This is a genomic window from Streptomyces sp. WAC00040 (assembly GCF_056835925.1).
On sequence record NZ_JAKQZE010000001.1, the window covers coordinates 2,470,746 to 2,488,740 of the forward strand.

Annotated in this window: 14 protein-coding genes; 10 read left to right on the forward strand and 4 right to left on the reverse strand. The window is 73.2% G+C overall.

Annotation, left to right across the window (positions count from 1 at the left end):
• Positions 1 to 170: 170 nt before the first annotated feature.
• Positions 171 to 584, forward strand: coding sequence for a coenzyme B12-dependent isobutyryl CoA mutase small subunit (icmB, locus tag MDN94_RS11395; RefSeq protein ID WP_005313282.1), 414 nt, complete (start codon positions 171 to 173; stop codon positions 582 to 584).
• Between the two features lie 204 nt (positions 585 to 788).
• On the opposite strand, the gene MDN94_RS11400 is transcribed toward icmB, so the two are convergent.
• Together MDN94_RS11400 and MDN94_RS11405 are read right to left on the reverse strand one after the other, a co-directional pair.
• The gene (locus tag MDN94_RS11400; RefSeq protein ID WP_482725703.1) at positions 789 to 2,411 is read right to left on the reverse strand and encodes a DUF5691 domain-containing protein; all 1,623 of its coding nucleotides are present in this window, start codon (positions 2,409 to 2,411) and stop codon (positions 789 to 791) included.
• Positions 2,412 to 2,426: 15 nt separating this feature from the next.
• Positions 2,427 to 3,803 (reverse strand): SWIM zinc finger family protein, encoded by a 1,377-nt coding sequence (locus MDN94_RS11405; protein WP_482725704.1) that lies wholly within the window; start codon positions 3,801 to 3,803, stop codon positions 2,427 to 2,429.
• A 129-nt stretch (positions 3,804 to 3,932) separates the two neighbouring features.
• Here MDN94_RS11405 and MDN94_RS11410 point away from each other — a divergent pair, with 129 nt between their 5' ends.
• From MDN94_RS11410 to sucD, 8 genes are all read left to right on the forward strand, one after another.
• On the forward strand, positions 3,933 to 4,355 hold the full coding sequence (locus tag MDN94_RS11410) for an MmpS family transport accessory protein (protein ID WP_482725705.1): 423 nt from the start codon (positions 3,933 to 3,935) through the stop codon (positions 4,353 to 4,355).
• A gap of 121 nt (positions 4,356 to 4,476) precedes the next feature.
• Positions 4,477 to 5,589, forward strand: coding sequence for an ATP-binding protein (locus MDN94_RS11415; protein ID WP_482725706.1), 1,113 nt, complete (start codon positions 4,477 to 4,479; stop codon positions 5,587 to 5,589).
• Entirely contained in the window at positions 5,586 to 7,919 is a 2,334-nt protein-coding gene (locus MDN94_RS11420) for a DUF5682 family protein (RefSeq protein WP_482725707.1), read from the forward strand. The genes MDN94_RS11415 and MDN94_RS11420 overlap by 4 nt, the downstream gene beginning before the upstream one ends.
• Positions 7,916 to 9,091 carry a VWA domain-containing protein gene (locus MDN94_RS11425; protein WP_482725708.1) on the forward strand — a complete coding sequence of 392 codons (1,176 nt, stop codon included), beginning with the start codon at positions 7,916 to 7,918 and terminating at the stop codon, positions 9,089 to 9,091. Before MDN94_RS11420 ends, MDN94_RS11425 begins: the two co-directional genes overlap by 4 nt.
• A gap of 113 nt (positions 9,092 to 9,204) precedes the next feature.
• The gene (locus MDN94_RS11430; protein ID WP_482725709.1) at positions 9,205 to 10,182 is read left to right on the forward strand and encodes a hypothetical protein; all 978 of its coding nucleotides are present in this window, start codon (positions 9,205 to 9,207) and stop codon (positions 10,180 to 10,182) included.
• Between the two features lie 111 nt (positions 10,183 to 10,293).
• Complete coding sequence (locus MDN94_RS11435; RefSeq protein ID WP_482725710.1) at positions 10,294 to 11,274, forward strand: hypothetical protein; 981 nt, start codon at positions 10,294 to 10,296, stop codon at positions 11,272 to 11,274.
• A gap of 340 nt (positions 11,275 to 11,614) precedes the next feature.
• Positions 11,615 to 12,796, forward strand: a complete 1,182-nt coding sequence (sucC, locus tag MDN94_RS11440) for an ADP-forming succinate--CoA ligase subunit beta (RefSeq protein ID WP_482725711.1) — start codon at positions 11,615 to 11,617, stop codon at positions 12,794 to 12,796.
• 20 nt (positions 12,797 to 12,816) lie between these two features.
• Positions 12,817 to 13,701: a succinate--CoA ligase subunit alpha gene (sucD, locus tag MDN94_RS11445; protein ID WP_053557004.1), complete on the forward strand. Its 885-nt coding sequence runs from the start codon at positions 12,817 to 12,819 to the stop codon at positions 13,699 to 13,701.
• Between the two features lie 72 nt (positions 13,702 to 13,773).
• Here sucD and MDN94_RS11450 read toward each other — a convergent pair whose 3' ends face one another.
• Positions 13,774 to 15,147: a sigma factor-like helix-turn-helix DNA-binding protein gene (locus MDN94_RS11450; RefSeq protein WP_482725712.1), complete on the reverse strand. Its 1,374-nt coding sequence runs from the start codon at positions 15,145 to 15,147 to the stop codon at positions 13,774 to 13,776.
• 115 nt (positions 15,148 to 15,262) lie between these two features.
• Here MDN94_RS11450 and MDN94_RS11455 point away from each other — a divergent pair, with 115 nt between their 5' ends.
• Complete coding sequence (locus MDN94_RS11455; RefSeq protein WP_482725713.1) at positions 15,263 to 17,002, forward strand: cell division protein PerM; 1,740 nt, start codon at positions 15,263 to 15,265, stop codon at positions 17,000 to 17,002.
• A gap of 34 nt (positions 17,003 to 17,036) precedes the next feature.
• Here MDN94_RS11455 and MDN94_RS11460 read toward each other — a convergent pair whose 3' ends face one another.
• Positions 17,037 to 17,834 (reverse strand): hypothetical protein, encoded by a 798-nt coding sequence (locus MDN94_RS11460; protein WP_482725714.1) that lies wholly within the window; start codon positions 17,832 to 17,834, stop codon positions 17,037 to 17,039.
• Positions 17,835 to 17,995: the final 161 nt, after the last annotated feature.

Here is a 17,995-nt window from a genome sequence, read left to right on the forward strand (position 1 = left end):
CGCGTGGGTGGCGCGCTGCCTGAAGCCGGTGCGAACGCTCGGCGAAAAATGTCCTACGTGTGATTTCCCCCTCCCCGCGCACCGCGAAACGGCCGGTTGCGGGATGCTGGAGATAACGTTCGTTCACTCTTCGCGCGCCCGCACGGGTCGCGGGGACCCAGGAGGCAGTAATGGGTGTGACTGGTCCGATCCGCGTGGTGGTGGCCAAGCCGGGTCTCGACGGCCACGACCGCGGGGCCAAAGTGATCGCGCGGGCGCTGCGCGACGCCGGTATGGAGGTCATCTACACCGGGCTCCACCAGACACCGGAACAGATCGTCGACACGGCTATCCAGGAGGACGCCGACGCGATCGGCCTGTCGATCCTCTCCGGAGCGCACAACACGCTCTTCGCCAAGGTCATCGAGCTGCTCAAGGAGCGCGAGGCGGAAGACATCAAGGTCTTCGGCGGCGGGATCATCCCGGAGGCGGACATCGCACCGCTGAAGGAGCAGGGCGTCGCGGAGATCTTCACGCCCGGCGCGACGACGGCGTCGATCGTGGACTGGGTCAACGCGAACGTGCGGGCGACCGCGGAGGCGTAGTCGGCGGCGCGCGATCGGGTTCGCGCGCTTCGCCGCCGGTCCACTGAGCGGCGTGACGTGGCCGAGCCGGCCGGGCGCGCGGTTGCGCACCCGCAGGGGCCCCGCCGGTACGCCCGGGCCGGCCCCGCGTTCCGGCCGGGGGCCGGACGCCCGGGCCGGCGTGACGCCTGCCGCACAGGCCTGCGCGGCAGGCGGCCCGGCTGGTCACGCTGCGGCGAGTTCCTCGTGCATCGCCGCCCGCAGGCGCAGCGTCGAGACCAGGCGCTGGAACGCTTCCGACCAGTATCCGCCCGCGCCCGGCGACGCGTCCTCCTTTTCGTCCGGTACGGCCGTGAGAACCTCCAGCCGGTCCGCCTCGTCCGGCGACAGGCAGCGTTCCGCGAGGCCCATCACACCGCTGAAGCTCCACGGGTAGCTGCCCGCGTCCCGCGCGATGTCGAGCGCGTCGACGACCGCCCGGCCGAGCGGTGCCGCCCATGGCACCGTGCACACACCGAGCAGCTGAAACGCTTCCGAGAGGCCGTGCGCCGCTATGAACTCGGCCACCCATGCGGCACGTTCGTCGTCGGACAGGGCCGCGAGGAGCTTCGACCGCTCGGCCGGCGAGGTCGTCCCGGGACCGGTCGAAGGCGGTGCGGCGGGCGAGCCGAGGAGGGCGCGCGACCAGTCGGCGTCGTGCTGCCGTACCGCTGCCCGGCACCAGGCCGCGTGCAGTTCGTCCGCCCAGCCGTCGGACACGGGCAGCGCGACGATCTCGCGCACCGAGCGCCCGCCCAGCCGGTCCGGCCAGACAGAGAGAGGGGCGGCCTCCACCAGCTGGCCGAGCCACCAGGACCGCTCGCCGCGGCCTGACGGCGGGGCCGGGACGATGCCGTCGCGCTGCATGTCCGCGTCGCATTCATGGGGCGCCTCCACGACGATCACCGCTTCGGCGCCGCCGCTGCGGTCCATCGAGACGCACGACGCGGCACGCGCCGCCATGCGGCCGGCGAGCGCGGAATGCGGCAGGGCGGAAAGGAGTTCGGCGGCCGTGGAGCGGACGTTCCGGCTGCGGTCCGACAACGCCTGTTCCAGGAACGGCTCGTCCGCGTCGGACAGTCCCGACCGCAAGGAGTCGAGGAACATCAGCCGGTCCTCCGCCCGCTCGGTGGCCCACGTCGAGGCGAGCAGCTCCAGCGCGGCGCCGGCGTCGTGGACGCGCAGACCCGCGAGCAGCGCGACGCGTTCGGCGAACAGGCCTTCCTCCCAGAGCTTCCGCACGGCCTCCCCGTCCTCCATGTCCGGCAGCGTGGAGCCCGCGGACCCGCCGCGCAGCGCGAACTTCCACTCCGGGTTGAGCCGGGCGAGCCACGGTCCGCGCGGCCCGGCGAACGTCAGCGCATGGGGGCGCAGGTCCGTGCGGGCACGGGCCGCGTCGAGCAGCGCGGGCAGCACGGACGCCGGTGCCTGGTAGCCGTGTTCGTTGGCGGCGGCGAGCCATTGGGGGAGCAGCTCGGTGAGGTCCGGGGCGGTGCCGCGCCTGCCCCCTGAGCCCGAGGAACCGGAACGGTCGGCCAGCAACTGGACGAGCCGTCGCCGCGCGGGCAGCGGCAGGGCACGGCGCCCGTCGTGCGGCGCCGGCTCCGGCAACGTGCCGCCCGCCTTCGGCGGTACGGGACTCAGCCCTGCCCGGCGCCGCACGGTGTGCAGGGCGGCAGCGTCGAGCAGGGCGACGGGCGCGTCCTTCCCGGCGGGTGTCGTACCGGTCGGCGGTGTCCGGCGGTCGGTGCCGAGCAGGGCCGAGGTGACGAGCTCTTCCCACGGCGACGCACTGGCGGTGGTGGTCATGAGGTCTCCCTACGTTCAGATCAGCGGGACCGTCTCGGGCATGTCCTCCGGCCAGGCCGTCAACGGCATGAAGCCCCGGTGTCCGAACTCGCCGAACACGGTGACCGGCCGGCCCCCGGCGAGGGCCACGAGCTTCCACAGGCCCGGGCGGGTGAGCGCCGCGGCGGCGACGGGCAGCGCCGCGCCGCCGTCGGCATCGACGAGCTGCCACCCCGTCCCGTCGGGCACGGGGATGACGCCGGTGAGCGTGACCGGCCAGGCATCCAGCCACGGGTCGTTGCGCAGGGCCTGCCCGTACGCGTCGGCCGCCGAGGCGCAGGGCCCGCCCGGCGGCGGTGCGTCGATGGCGACGGGCGGGCCGAACCGCGTGCCCAATTCCGCCCTTGGCCGGCCGGCGCCGTGAGGAGTGACTTCGGCGTCGACCATCAGCCCTACCGGCAGGGCGAGTTGCGGAGGTCTGCCCGCTGCGCCGAAGGACAGCAGCAGCGCCGTGCGCTTCGAGTCCCGCCCGTGCAGCCAGACACGCCGGGTGGTGAGCCTGCCGTCGGACGAGTCGTACTGGGCGAGGACCCGCCACTGGTCACGGACCGCCGGGCATTCCGCGGCCGACGGCAGGCCTACCCTGCCACGGACGGTGGCGGCCAGCGCCTCGGGCAGCCGCTCGCGACCCAGCCAGGCGGAGTCCAGCAGATGGATCAGGGAGCATTCCTCCAGCAGCCGCGCCGGCCAGCCGGGCCCGGAGCCCGGGATCGCGCCGAGCTCCCTGACACGCGCGGCGAGGCCCGGGGCCTGGGCGTCGACCATGCGTGCGGCGGTCTCCTCCCAGAGCCCGTATCCGGACCGCTCCGTGGCCGCGAGACCGCCGCGCAGCAGGTCGGCGAGCCGCTGTTCCAGTTCCGTGGCGCCCGCGGTGATCCGCTCCGCCCTGCGCTCCGCCCGCCGCCTGGCCGCCTCCGGGTCGGCGCTCTTCGCGCCGGAGCCGGCGCCCGGCTGTTCCTTGGCCGCCGCGCGGTTCCTGCGTCCCGACAGCCATTCGTCCGCCCACTTCGGGACCTCGCAGTGCGCGACGGTCTGCTCGTCGCACGCCCAGAGCAGCAGCAGCCCCAACGCGTGCTTGCACGGGAACTTCCGACTCGGGCAACTGCACTTGTAAGCCGGGCCGGTGGTGTCCACGACCGTCTGGTACGGCTTGCTGCCGCTGCCCTTGCACAGGCCCCACACGGCACCGGAAGGGTCGCAGCCGGCATCCGACCAGGGACCGGCCGAGCCGAGCTTGCTCCCCGCCTTGCGTGATGCGTTGTCAGGAGCCAGCGACAGCACCTGCTCCGCGGCCCAGCGTGCCACCCCTTGATCCATGGAGGCAGGGGCCGTTCCCCCGTTTGAAAGCAGCATGGGAGCGACGCTACGGGGGACCACTGACAATCGCTCTGACCTGCGAATCCGCCCCTTTCGAACGGATGTTGGCCCGCGCTTGCTACTTTTTCCGCAGTGTCGAATTCGAAAGATCCGGGGGGATCCAGCATGAAGCGCTCCATCCGTACGGCGGTCCGCGCCGTCACGGCCACCGGCATCGCGGCTGGTCTGGCCTTCGGTCTCACCGCCTGCTCCGAGGCGGTCGACCAGGTGGACAAGGCGGTCAACGAGAAGTACGAGGTGACGTACGAGGTCACGGGCAAGAACGTCGACTCGATCCAGTACCACGGCGGTGGCGGCGAGGCGATGAACCCGAAGATCGAGACGGTGGAGAAGCCCACCCTGCCGTGGACGAAGACGGTCACGCTGCGCGGCATCATGCCCGCCGCGGTGATGCCGGTCGCCGCCGACCTCACCGGCACCGAGGTCACGTGCAGGATCACGCACAAGGGCAAGGTGCTGAAGGAGGAGACGGGCGAGGGCCTCGCCACCGCGGGAGGCTGCATCGCGGAGTCACCGGTCGGCGGCTGACTCCCCTTGTCCACACCGGCTTTCGGCCTCTGACCTGCGGTCATCCCGAGGCCGGGCCGATTGTCAGTGGCATGGTGCACGGTGGATCCCACATCGGGTCGAACGATCTGGAGGGGGATCCATGACCGTGTCAGAAACCGTTGCCAAGGTGGGGAACGAAGCCCTGCGGCCGCACGCGGAGGACGCTTTCGCCGACGAGCTGAAGGCGCTTGCCGCGGCCGACGACCGGCCGCGGCCGGTGAACTGGCGGCTGTCGCCCTGGGCCGTCGCCACCTACCTGCTCGGCGGCACGCTTCCCGACGGCACGGTGATCACACCGAAGTACGTGGGACCCCGCCGGATCGTCGAGGTGGCCGTCACCACGCTCGCGACCGACCGCGCCCTGCTGCTCCTCGGCGTGCCGGGCACCGCGAAGACCTGGGTGTCGGAGCATCTCGCCGCGGCCGTCAGCGGCGACTCCACCCTTCTTGTCCAGGGCACCGCCGGCACGCCGGAGGAAGCCATCCGCTACGGCTGGAACTACGCCCAGCTGCTGGCACACGGCCCCAGCCGGGACGCGCTGGTCCCCAGCCCCGTCATGCGCGCCATGTCCGAGGGCATGACCGCCCGCGTCGAGGAGCTCACCCGCATCCCGGCCGATGTGCAGGACACGCTGATCACGATTCTTTCCGAGAAGACGCTGCCCGTCCCGGAGCTCGGCCAGGAGGTGCAGGCCGTCCGCGGCTTCAACCTCATCGCCACCGCCAACGACCGCGACCGCGGGGTCAACGACCTGTCCAGCGCCCTGCGCCGGCGCTTCAACACCGTCGTCCTGCCGCTGCCCCTGACGCCGGAGGCGGAGGTCGACATCGTGTCGCGGCGCGTCGACCAGATCGGTCGTTCCCTCGACCTCCCGGCCGCTCCCGAAGGGCTGGAAGAGATCCGCCGGGTGGTCACGGTCTTCCGTGAGCTGCGCGACGGGGTCTCCACCGACGGCCGCACGAAGATCAAGTCCCCGTCCGGGACGCTGTCGACGGCCGAGGCGATCTCCGTGGTCACCGGCGGTCTCGCCCTGGCGGCGCACTTCGGAGACGGCGTGCTGCGGCCGGGGGACGTGGCGGCGGGCATCCTCGGCGCGGTCGTGCGGGACCCGGCCGCCGATCGGGTCGTCTGGCAGGAGTATCTGGAGACGGTGGTGCGCGAGCGGGATGGCTGGAAGGACTTCTACCGCGCCTGCCGCGAGGTGAGCGCATGACCCCGCTCCTGCTCGGGGTCCGCCACCACGGGCCGGGCTCGGCCCGGGCGGTGCGGGCCGCGCTGGAGGCGGCCGCCCCCGCGGCCGTGCTGATCGAAGGGCCGCCGGAGGGCGACGCACTGCTTCCGCTGGCCGCCGACGAGCAGATGTGTCCGCCCGTCGCCCTGCTCGCGCACGCCGCGGACGATCCGGGCAGGGCGGCGTTCTGGCCGCTGGCCGAGTTCTCCCCCGAGTGGGTGGCGATCCGGTGGGCGCTGGCCAACGGCGCGGCCGTGCGCTTCATCGACCTGCCCGCGGCGCATTCGCTCGCGATGGCCGGGGAATCCGGGCCACTGCCCGAGGACGTCTCGCAGGACACGCCGGACGTGCGGGTCGATCCGATCGCCGTCCTCGCCGGAGCCGCAGGGTACGACGACCCGGAGCGCTGGTGGGAGGACGTTGTCGAGCTCAGGGGTGCCCGCCCGGCACCGGAGCGCGGCTCGGCGGACGGCGCCGCCGGAGGGCCCGACCCGTTCGCGCCGTTCGCCGCCCTGGCGGAGGCGATGGCGGCCCTGCGGGAGACGTACGGCCACGGCGGTCACGACCGTGACCTCGCGCGTGAGGCCTTCATGAGGCTCCAGCTCCGCGCCGCGAAGAAGGAGTTCGGGGACGAAGGCGTCGCCGTGGTCTGCGGCGCCTGGCACGTGCCGGCGCTCATGACCGCGACGACGGTCGCCGCGGACAAGGCCGTCCTCAAGGGGCTGCCCAAGGTCAGGACGGAAATGACCTGGGTGCCCTGGACCCACCGCAGGCTGGCGCGCCGCTCCGGCTACGGGGCGGGCATCGATTCGCCCGGCTGGTACGGCCACCTCTTCGGCGCCCCCGACCGGCCCGTGGAGCGGTGGATGACGAAGGTGGCCCGGCTGTTCCGGGACGAGGACCGGATGGTGTCGTCCGCCCATGTCATCGAGGCCGTCCGGCTCGCCGAGACCCTGGCCGTGATGCGGGGCCGCCCGCTCGCCGGACTGACCGAGACCGTCGATGCCGTCCGGGCCGTGATGTGCGACGGCTCCGACGTGCCGCTCGACCTCGTCAGGGACCGGCTCATCGTGGGGGACGTCCTCGGCGAGGTGCCCGACACGGCGCCCGCCGTACCGCTCCAGCGCGACCTGACCCGTCAGCAGCGCAGTCTGCGGCTCAAGCCGGAGGCACTCGAGCGCGAACTGGACCTGGATCTGCGCAAGGACACCGACGCCGCCAAGAGCAGGCTGCTGCACCGGCTGCGGCTGCTGGCGGTCGGCTGGGGCGAGCCGGCCGCGGGCCGGGGAAGCACCGGCACGTTCCGCGAGAGCTGGCGGCTGCGCTGGGAGCCCGAGCTGTCCGTGAAGGTCGCCGAGGCCGGCGTCTGGGGCACCACGGTACTCTCCGCCGCCACGGCCAAGGCCGAGGCGCAGGCAGTCGCCGCGACGGCACTCGCCGAGGTGACCGCGCTCGCCGAGCAGTGCCTCCTGGCCGAACTGCCCGACGCGCTCCCCGTGGTGATGCAGGCCCTGGCCGACCGGGCCGCCCTCGACGCCGACGTGAGCCATCTCGCGCAGGCGCTGCCCGCGCTGGCCCGTTCCCTGCGGTACGGCGACGTGCGCGCCACGGACACGGCGGCCCTCGGCGAGGTCGCCGCCGGCCTCGCCGAGCGGATCTGCGTCGGCCTGCCGCCCGCCTGCACCGGGCTCGACGCCGACGGCGCGGAGGAGATGCGTGGCCATCTCGACGGTGTGCACGCGGCCGTCGGCCTGCTTCCGGACGCGGAGGGCATCGGAGAGCGCTGGCGGTCCGTGCTGCGCAAGCTGTCCGGCCGGGACTCCGTCCCCGGGGTCGTACGCGGCCGGGCGGCCCGACTGCTGCTGGACGAGGGGCACCTCGCGGAGGACGAGGCCGCACGCCTGATGGCACTCGCGCTCTCCACGGGCACGGAGCCGGCCGCTGCGGCCGCCTGGATCGAGGGGTTCGTCGGCGGCGCGTCCGGCGGAGGGCTGCTGCTCGTCCACGACGAACGCCTGCTGGGGCTGGTCGACTCGTGGTTGACCGGCGTGTCCGCGGAAGCGTTCACCGATGTATTGCCGCTGCTGCGCCGCACCTTCTCGGCCTACGAACCGGGCGTTCGGCGCACGCTGGGCGAACTCGTCCGGCGCGGCCAGGGGACGGCGGCCGCACAGGCACGGACGGACGCCGGGATCCCCGGCTTCGGACCGGGCCTCGACACCGCCCGCGCGGACGCGGTGCTTCCCGTGCTGGGGCTCCTCCTCGGCATCGACGACAACGAGCTGAACAACCTGGCGGGAGTGGCCGGATGACTGCGAGCGTGAACGACGAGCGGCTGCGGCGCTGGCGGCTGGTCCTCGGCGGAGAACCGGGTGCCGACGGCACGGGCCGCACCCTCACGGGCACCGACGCGGCGATGGACGGCGCGCTCACCTCTCTCTACGGCAGGTCCGCGAAAAGCACCAATGGGGGCCGCAGCCAAAGCCGTTCGGCCGGCCTGGGGTCGTCCGCGCCGTCCGTCGCCCGCTGGCTGGGCGACATCCGCACGTACTTCCCGAGCTCCGTCGTGCAGGTCATGCAGCGTGACGCGATAGATCGGCTCGGACTGTCGGCGCTGCTGCTGGAGCCCGAGATGCTGGAGGCGGTCGAGGCAGACGTACACCTCGTCGGGACCCTGCTCTCGCTCAACAAGGCGATGCCCGAGACGACGAAGGAGACGGCCAGGGCGGTCGTGCGCAAGGTCGTCGAGGAGCTGGAGAGGAAGCTCGCCACCCGCACCCGGTCCACCTTGACCGGTGCGCTCGACCGCTCCGCGCGGATCAACCGGCCGCGCCACCGGGACATCGACTGGGACCGCACCATCCGGGCGAACCTCAAGAACTATCTGCCCGAGTTCAACACGGTGGTCCCCGAGCGGCTCGTCGGCTACGGCCGGGCGTCCCAGGCGGTGAAGAAAGAGGTCGTGCTCTGCATCGACCAGTCGGGCTCGATGGCCGCGTCCGTGGTCTACGCGTCGGTCTTCGGCGCGGTGCTGGCCTCGATGCGCTCCATCGCCACCCGGCTCGTCGTCTTCGACACCGCCGTCGTCGATCTGACCGACCAGCTCGACGACCCCGTGGACGTCCTCTTCGGCACGCAGCTCGGCGGCGGCACTGACATCAACAGGGCGCTGGCGTACTGCCAGTCGCAGATCACCCGCCCCTCCGACACCGTCGTCGTCCTGATCAGTGACCTCTACGAGGGCGGCATCCGCGACGAGATGCTGAAGCGGGTCGCGGCGATGAAGGCGTCCGGAGTGCAGTTCGTCACTCTGCTGGCGCTCTCCGACGAGGGCGCCCCGGCCTACGACCGCGAGCACGCCGCGGCCCTTGGAGCCCTGGGGGCACCGGCGTTCGCCTGCACCCCGGATCTTTTCCCGGACGTCATGGCGGCGGCCATCGAGAAACGCCCCCTGCCCATACCGGACATGGCTGCCCATCAGTAGCAGGACATGACATGGTGACCCATCGGTAACACGGGACTTGCGTTGCCCGGGGAGCTTCGTGCGAGCATCGTCGCGATCCCGGCTGACGCCGACCGAGAGAGAGCCCCTCCACCGTGACTGCCGCAGCGCTCCGCACCGCTGCCGTCCCGCGCGCGCTGCGCCGGGCGGTGGCCGGTTCGCGGACGCTGCGCCTTCTGCTGCTTCTCGGTGGAATGCTCACGCTGGGACTGCTGTTCTGCGGCCCGGCCCAGGCGGCCGAGCTTCCGGCCGGTGACGTCACCGCCGAGGTCCAGGCAGGCGCCCGGACCGAGACCGGCGCCGTGCCCGGGCCGGCCGGTGCGGGAGACGCCGTCGCCGCGCCGCTCCCTTCGGGCACGTCGGCGGGGACGGCCGGATCATCCGGCTCCGCCGGACCGTCCCCGTCAGCCGGGCCTGCGTCCGCGGTGGAGGGCGCCGAGCAGCGGGCAGCACGGGAACTGCGGCGCGTGGCCGACGGTTCCCTGGGCGCCGTCCGGTCCACGGGCGCCGGGCAGGCCGTGGAAACGGTCCGTGAGGCTGCCCGTCCGGTCACCGACGGCGTGCGCCGGCTCGCCGGTCCGCTGCTCGCCCTCGTCACCGGCCCTCTGCCCGACAGCCGGTTGCCGGAACCCGGCGGCGCGCTGCCGGGCGGCGGTGGCGTCGTGCTTCCTGACGACCTTTCGCCGCGGCAGTACGCGTGGGGCGGCGGGGCGTTCAGCGTCGCGCCCGTCGGTATCGACCCGGCGGCCGGCGACACGAGCCTTTACGCCGCAGGTCCCACCGGTGCCGCCGGCGCACCGGGCTGCGGCGACGCGTCCGGCGGTCACCCCGGCGCGGCACGGGCCGAGTCCGCGCACTCTCCCGCGCCCGCGCCGGCCCCTGTGGACCCGTGCAACGGCCGGCCGGGCGCCGTGCACCACTCCGGTGAGACGCAAACGCCCCGTGCGGGCGACCAGCCGGCGGCCACCTCGGCCGGCGGCTCCCCTGACGCGTTCGCCCGCGGTCACGGCTGCCCGGCGGCAGAGCCGCCGACCCGCGACCGGCCGCGAGACGTCCTCGAATTCCCCGGCTAGGGCAGGCCTTCCCCCGCCTCCTGACCTGCCACGCGGGGGTGGGCAGGTCTGCCCGCCACTCCGGAGCCCTGTTCTCCGGACCGCCGAACGAATTCGAAGGAATCACCGAGCATGCACAAGAACATCCGCCGCTCCATCGCGGTCGCGGCCACCGCCACCGGTATGTGGGCCCTCGGGACCGCCGTGGCCAGCGCCGACGAGGCGCCGGCCTCCGTGCCCTTGTCCACCCCGGACCAGGCCGTCGACGCCACCCTCGACGTGGTGACCGACGTGGACCCTGGCGCCGACGCGCTGCTGCCCGAGGCCGACGTCCAGGACCTGGCGACCGGTGCCGCGGACCAGGCCCGCGAGTACGTCGAGGGCGAGCTCCCCTCGTACGAGGCGCCGTCCGTTCACGACGTCCACCTGCCGTCCCCCGAGGCCCCGTCGATCGGCGTCCCCGCCGCCCCGGCCGTCGATGCCGACATCGACTACCTCTTCGGCCCCCTGTCCGCGTTCGCGCACGAACTGGAGCAGGCCCCGGCCGCTGCGGAGGCCGGTGCACAGGGCGCGGTCGACGCGTCCGGCCCCATCGTCGACGAGACGTCCGCGGCCGTGCTGCCGCCCGTCGTCGCGACCGCCGTGGCCGGCGCCCAGCCGGTCGCCGCTCAGGCCGCAGGGGACGCGGGCGTCCTCGCCCAGGGCGTCGTCTCGGACGTGCAGCCGTTCGCCGGCGGCGTCGCCGGCCAGGTGCAGCCGTTCGCGACCGGCGTCGTGAGCGAGGTGCGGCCCTTCGCCGGCGGCGTCGCGGGCGAGGTGCAGCCCTTCGCGGCCGGTGTGGTCGCGGAGGTCCAGCCGCTCATCGACACGGTGGCCGGCCACGTCCAGCCGCTCGCGCAGGGCGTCGGCCACAGCGCCGGCGCCCTGGTCCACGGCCTGACCGGCCAGGTGGACCCGTTCGCGGCGGGCGTGGTGTCCGAGGTCCAGCCGTTCGCGCAGGGTATTGCGACGAACGTCACGGGCGACGCGGCGCCGCTCGCCGGCAACGCGGTCGGCGGGGTGAAGGACGTCGTCTCCGACGTGACCCCGAGCTACCTCCCGTACGGTATCTGAGCAGTCACGCGCCGAGGCACCCGTCAGGTGCCTGACCAGGCAACCAGCGGCAGGGGCGGGACGTCACCGGGGTCTTGGTGACGTCCCGCCCCCTCCGTCGGGGCAGGCCTTCGGCCCCCGTCCGGCCGTATGATCGGGGTGCGCTCTGTGACCGTAATCACCGCTCAGGTGTGATCTGCGATTTAGGGGCGCACCTCCGGCGGGGATAACCTGCCAGGCGGACATGCCGCGCCCACGGACACCGTGTGTGCCTCCCTTGTGACAAGAGCAGTCACGTTGCCCTTCGCGGCACGCCCACGCAGACAACGAACCGCGATCATCAGAAAAGGGACGGACGCGCGTGGACCTGTTCGAGTACCAGGCGAGGGACCTCTTCGCCAAGCACGGTGTACCGGTGCTGGCCGGTGAAGTCATCGACACGCCTGAGGCGGCGCGCGAGGCCACCGAGCGACTGGGCGGCAAGTCGGTCGTCAAGGCGCAGGTGAAGGTCGGCGGCCGCGGCAAGGCCGGCGGCGTCAAGCTGGCCGCCACTCCGGACGAGGCCGTCGCCCGTGCGACGGACATCCTCGGGATGGACATCAAGGGCCACACGGTCAATAAGGTGATGATCGCGGAGACCGCTCCGGAGATCGCCGAGGAGTACTACGTCTCGTACCTCCTCGACCGCACCAACCGCACCTTCCTGGCCATGGCCTCCGTAGCCGGTGGCATGGACATCGAGGAGGTCGCCGCGACGACCCCCGAGAAGCTGGCGAAGGTGCCGGTCGACGCCAACGAGGGCGTCTCCATCGAGAAGGCCCGCGAGATCGTCGCCCAGGCCCAGTTCCCGGCCGAGGTCGCCGAGAAGGTCGCCGAGGTCCTGGTGACCCTGTGGAAGACCTTCATCGCCGAGGACGCGCTCCTCGTCGAGGTCAACCCGCTGGCCAAGGTCGCGAGCGGTGACGTCATCGCGCTCGACGGCAAGGTGTCCCTCGACGAGAACGCCGACTTCCGCCAGCCGGACCACGAGGCTCTCGAGGACAAGGCCGCAGCCAACCCGCTCGAGGCTGCCGCCAAGGCCAAGAACCTCAACTACGTCAAGCTCGACGGCGAGGTCGGCATCATCGGCAACGGCGCGGGTCTGGTCATGTCGACCCTCGACGTCGTCGCCTACGCCGGCGAGGCCCACGACAACGTGAAGCCCGCCAACTTCCTCGACATCGGTGGCGGCGCCTCCGCAGAGGTCATGGCGAACGGCCTCGAGATCATCCTCGGCGACCCGGACGTCAAGTCCGTCTTCGTCAACGTCTTCGGCGGCATCACCGCCTGTGACGAGGTCGCCAACGGCATCGTCCAGGCCCTGGAACTGCTGAAGTCCAAGGGCGAGGAAGTCACCAAGCCGCTGGTCGTGCGCCTCGACGGCAACAACGCGGAGCTGGGTCGCAAGATCCTCTCCGACGCCAACCACCCGCTGGTGCAGCGCGTGGACACCATGGACGGCGCGGCCGACAAGGCCGCCGAGCTCGCCGCTGCTGCGAAGTAAGGGAAGAGGGATCTAGAACCATGGCTATCTTCCTGAACAAGGACAGCAAGGTCATCGTCCAGGGCATGACCGGTGCCACGGGCATGAAGCACACCAAGCTCATGCTGGGTGACGGCACCAACATCGTCGGCGGCGTGAACCCGCGCAAGGCCGGCACGTCCGTCGACTTCGACGGCACCGAGGTACCGGTCTTCGGCTCCGTCGCCGAGGCCATGGAGAAGACGGGCGCCGACGTCTCCGTCCTCTTCGTGCCGCCGGCCTTCGCGAAGGCCGCCGTCGTCGAGGCGATCGACGCCGAGATCCCCCTCGCGGTCGTCATCACCGAGGGCATCGCCGTCCACGACTCCGCCGCCTTCTGGGCCTACGCGAAGTCCAAGGGCAACAAGACCCGCATCATCGGCCCGAACTGCCCCGGCCTCATCACGCCGGGCCAGTCCAACGCCGGCATCATCCCGGGCGACATCACCAAGCCCGGCCGCATCGGTCTGGTGTCCAAGTCCGGCACGCTGACCTACCAGATGATGTACGAGCTGCGTGACATCGGCTTCTCCTCCGCCGTCGGCATCGGTGGCGACCCGGTCATCGGTACGACGCACATCGACGCCCTCGCGGCGTTCGAGGCGGACCCCGACACCGACCTGATCGTGATGATCGGTGAGATCGGCGGCGACGCCGAGGAGCGTGCGGCCGACTTCATCAAGGCCAACGTCACCAAGCCGGTCGTCGGCTACGTCGCGGGCTTCACCGCCCCCGAGGGCAAGACCATGGGCCACGCCGGCGCCATCGTCTCCGGCTCCTCCGGCACCGCCGCGGCGAAGAAGGAGGCCCTCGAGGCCGCGGGCGTCAAGGTCGGCAAGACGCCGACCGAGACGGCCAAGCTGGCGCGCGCCATCCTCGCCGGCTGACCTTCCACAGCACATGTGCGGGCCCGCCCCGGGTGACCGGGGCGGGCCCGCACGCGTATCGGAACGAGCCTGTCAGCCGTACAGCGGGACGAGGCGCCCAGGCCAGTTCGCCGGGTCCGAACGGAGCTTGTCGCGAAGCGCCTTGTCCTGATCCGTCAGCCGCGGCGGCCCGTACTGCGGTGCGGGCACGCCCACGATCTGCTGGGCCGGGGAGATCGGCGGATCGTACTGCCGTGGCGCCGTGACGAGGGTGAAGGCGGTCGCCGCGACGAACAGCGCGGTCGCCGCGACGGCCGCCCGTGTCCACATCTGCGCCCTGCGCTCGCACCCGCCGCGCACGTCGCACGCCGGTGTCATGAGAGGTGCGGGCCCGGCGCAGGCCAGCGCCCCCAGCCGGTCCCGCAGCAGGCTCGTGTCCGCCAGTTCGGGGAGCCGCTCGGCCACGGCCGCACGCGCGCGCACGAGACGGCTCGCGGTGGCCGGGGTGCTCGCTTCCGTCTCCGCCGCGGTCTCCGGCAGTCCGAGCCCCAGGCCGTCGTGGAGCAGCAGCGCGCGGCGGTAGGAGGTGGGGAGTTCCTGCAGCGCCTCGAGCAGTTCCCGCCGGGGCTCCTCGGCGGGCAGTTCGTCGGGGTACCGGTGCGCGGGCCGCAGCCGGTTCCACGGGGACATGGCGTACTCGTACGCGACCGCCCGCACCCAGCCCGCCGGGTCCCGGTCCACGGCGACCTCCGGCCAGCGCTGCCAGGCGTGGTGGAAGGCGCGTTCGACCGACTCCTGGGAGAGCCGCCGGCGGCCGGTGAGCAGATACGTCTGGCGCACCAGGTCCGGGGCGGCGCCCGCGTAGAGCACGTCGAACGCCTCCTCCGGGCTGGGGGCCGGGTCGGTCGCCGGGTCGAGGGAGCCGACGGCGCGCGGACCCTCGGCGGAGAGCGCCGTCGCGGACGGCGGTCCGGGCCTGCCGACGGGCCTCGGAGGCAGGGCCAGGGGCGGTTTCGCGGCGCGTTGCACGGCGGCGCGGGGGCGGGTGTTCGCCGTGGGCTGCGCCGTGCCGGTCGGCCGTGCGGTGCGGACGGGGCCCTCTTTGTCCCGGGTATCTTCGTCCCTGCCGTTCGGGTCCCGGTCCTCGTCCCTGCCGCACCGTTCTGGTCGGTCCCGGTCGTCTTCGTCCTTGCCGTTCCGGTCCCGGTCGTCCGTCGGGGGCCCGCCGCCCGGGGTGCCTTCCACGGTCGGCGTGCCGAAGGCGGCGAGCAGCCTGGCGTACACCTCGCGCTTGCGCCCCCTTGGGTTCGTACGTCCGGTCTCCCAGGACCGGATCGTCGCCCGGGTGACCGCCATCGTCGTCGCGACCTCGTCCTCCGAGAGGGAATTCGCCTCTCGGAGCCTGCGCCGTTCTTTCGGGGGCGGCAGGGGGGTTCCGGACGCGGAGCGGGTGATGCTCTCGGTCATGAAGGGCCCCTCACGGCACTGCACTCGACAAAAAGCACATAAACGTATCTTGGGCGACACATCGATCATTCGCCCGTTACATGGATAAAGCGCGTGTCGTTGGCAGCATGGCCGCGTGACCCAAGTGACCGAACAGAGCCACTCAGTGCCGCAAGCACCGGTCGCCGTGCAGGGCGGCGCGTCGGTCGCGCTGGTCGCGTCGTTCGTACGCGGCGCGACGGCGGCCGGACTCGGGCTCGGCGTGATCACCGTGCTCGTGACGGTGATGTGGATCAGCTCGCCCTTCCCCGGCAGCGACCCGGCCGACGCGCTGCACGTCGCGGCGGCGCTGTGGCTGCTCGCGCACGGCACGGAACTCGTGCGGACGGACACGCTCTCCGGGGCGCCCGCGCCCATGGGGATCGTGCCGCTGCTGCTCGTCGCCGTGCCCGTCCGGCTGGCCCACCGTGCGGCACGCGACGCCCTGGAACCGGCGGAGGGCCGTCCGAGGCCGTCCGCCTGGAGCGCGCCGACGATGGTGGCCAGCGGTTACGTGATGGTCGGTGCGCCGGTCATGCTCTACGCCGCCGGTGGTCCCTTCGCCGCCGACCCACTGAGCGCACTGGTCCATCTGCCGCTCGTGACCTTCCTGGCCGCGGCCACCGGGGCCTGGACCGCGAGCGGCCGGCCGCTGGGACCGTTGCCGGCCGGGGTGCCGCAGCGGCTGCGGGCGGCCGTCGCCCATGCCAGGGTGCCTCCCGCGCTGCGGTCCGCCGGCGCGGGCACGCTCACGCTGATCGTCGGCGGGGCGGTGCTGGCCGTGACCTCCACCGTCTGGCACGGGCGGGCAGCACAGGAGTCGTTCCTGGGCCTGTCCGGGGAGTGGTCGGGCCGGGCGGCCCTCGCTCTGCTGGCGCTGGCGCTGCTGCCGAACGCGGCGGTGTGGGGCGCCGCTTACGGGCTCGGGCCGGGATTCACCCTCGGCACGGGCGCGACGGCGGCACCGCTTGCGGCGACCGGCACGCCCGCGCTGCCCGACTTCCCGCTGCTCGCGGCGGTGCCGGGGCAGGGGCCCGGCACGCCGCTGCACTGGGCGGCGGTCGCGGTGCCCCTCGTCGCGGGCGCGGTGCTCGCCTGGTTCACAGTGGGAGCGGCGGCCCCGCGGCACGGTGAGCGCGAGAGCGCCTGGAGCTCCGGCGGGACCGCCCTCACGGTGCTGCTCGGCGCGGTCGGCTGCGCCGTGCTCATGTGCCTGCTCGCCGCCGCCGCCGGAGGTCCGCTCGGCACCGGCCGCCTCTCGGAGTTCGGCCCCGTGTGGTGGCTGACCGGTGGCGCTGCCCTGCTCTGGACGGCCGGCCTGGGTGTGCCGCTGGCACTGGCGCTGCGGGCGTGGCGGCTGCGGACGCCCGGCCGGGGGCTGCGCGGGCTGCTGCGCCGTCGCGCCGCCGAGGCCGAGGGGCAAGGGGACGCGGTGCCGTTCGTGGACGCACCGGCGACGTCGCCGGCGCCCTCGTCTCCGGCGGTGGGGGAGGAGCGGTCGGACACGGACCTCGACGGCGGGTCCGGCCCGCTCGACGACGAGTCCGAGCTGTACGACTTCCTGCCGGCGGACACCTGGACGGCCCGCGGGCCCCATGAGGACCGCTGGGCCGCGCTGAAGGAGTCCTCCGGCGGCCTGACGCCGGACTTCCCCCCACCCCCGGTACCCGCGCCGCCTCCCGGGACCGAGCCCGACGGCCGGTCCGAGTCCGACGCAGGACCGGTGCCCGCCCCGGCGTCCCCGCCCACCTCGCCGCCCACATCACCGCCCGCGTCGCGGACGGCGAAGGGCCCGGGCGAGGAACCGCCCGAGCCCTCCGAGGAAGCCGCCCAATGACCTGCGGCGCGGCTCCCGTGCGCTGTCGCGCGTGTTACTCCTTGACGCCCAGCACGCCCCGAAGAGGCTCCGGGAGCTTTTCGTTGCAGGCCAGCTGCCCCGACTTGGTCAGTGCGTCGTTCACACAGGTGTAGTACTCGCGGTAGACAAGCTGCGCCGTGAAGGACGCCGCCACGATCAGCAGCGCGACGCTCGCCATGACCAGGCCGCTCACCGCCGCCGTGATCTGCGGCCTGCCGGGGGAGGCGGGCGGCCCGGCCGCGGGCGTGTGCTGCGGGGCGGCCGGTGCGTTCGCCGGGGTCCCGCCCGTGGTCAGGGCGTCGGCGTCGAGCCGGCGCCGGGGCTTGGCGCGCAGCGAGCTGATGCTCCAGTACAGCGCGAGCGCACCGAGCAGCAGGGCGATCTCAGGGAAGTCGAACAGGGCGAAGAAGAACGCCCACATGCCCGACAGCAGGGCGTACCGTGCCCGCCGCTGCGCGGGGTCCGTCGGGTCCCATCGCAGGCCGCCGGGGGCCCCGGGCCCGCCCTGGCCGCCGCCGTTGCCGTCGGGGCGCGGACGACCGCCGAAGCCGCCGCCCGACGACCGGCCGGGCTGGCGGCTGCTCCACTGGCTGCCCCGGTTCGAGCCCGATCCCGATCCCGAGCCGCTGTCCGAGCCGTCGCCGCCGGACCGGCCGGAGGACGAGGAGGAGTCGTCCTCGGACGCCGGGTGGCGCGGCTGCCACGGCTGGTCCGGCCTGCCCTCCGGCGGCGGCGCGAAGGGGTTGTTGTCGTCCGTGGACTGGCGCTCCCGCGGCAACAGGAGGTCCGTACGACGGCGTCGGTCCGGCATCTGGTGAACGTCTTCCCCTCGTCATGCCCTTGATCGGGACCGCCTGGGCGCGGGCCCTGCCCCCCAGACGCTACCTTCCGGCCACGCCCCCGTCCCGTGGGGGCCGTGCTGTGTGCCGGTATCGTTGCTGACGGTCGACCGCTTCGTAGAGTTCCCCGTAT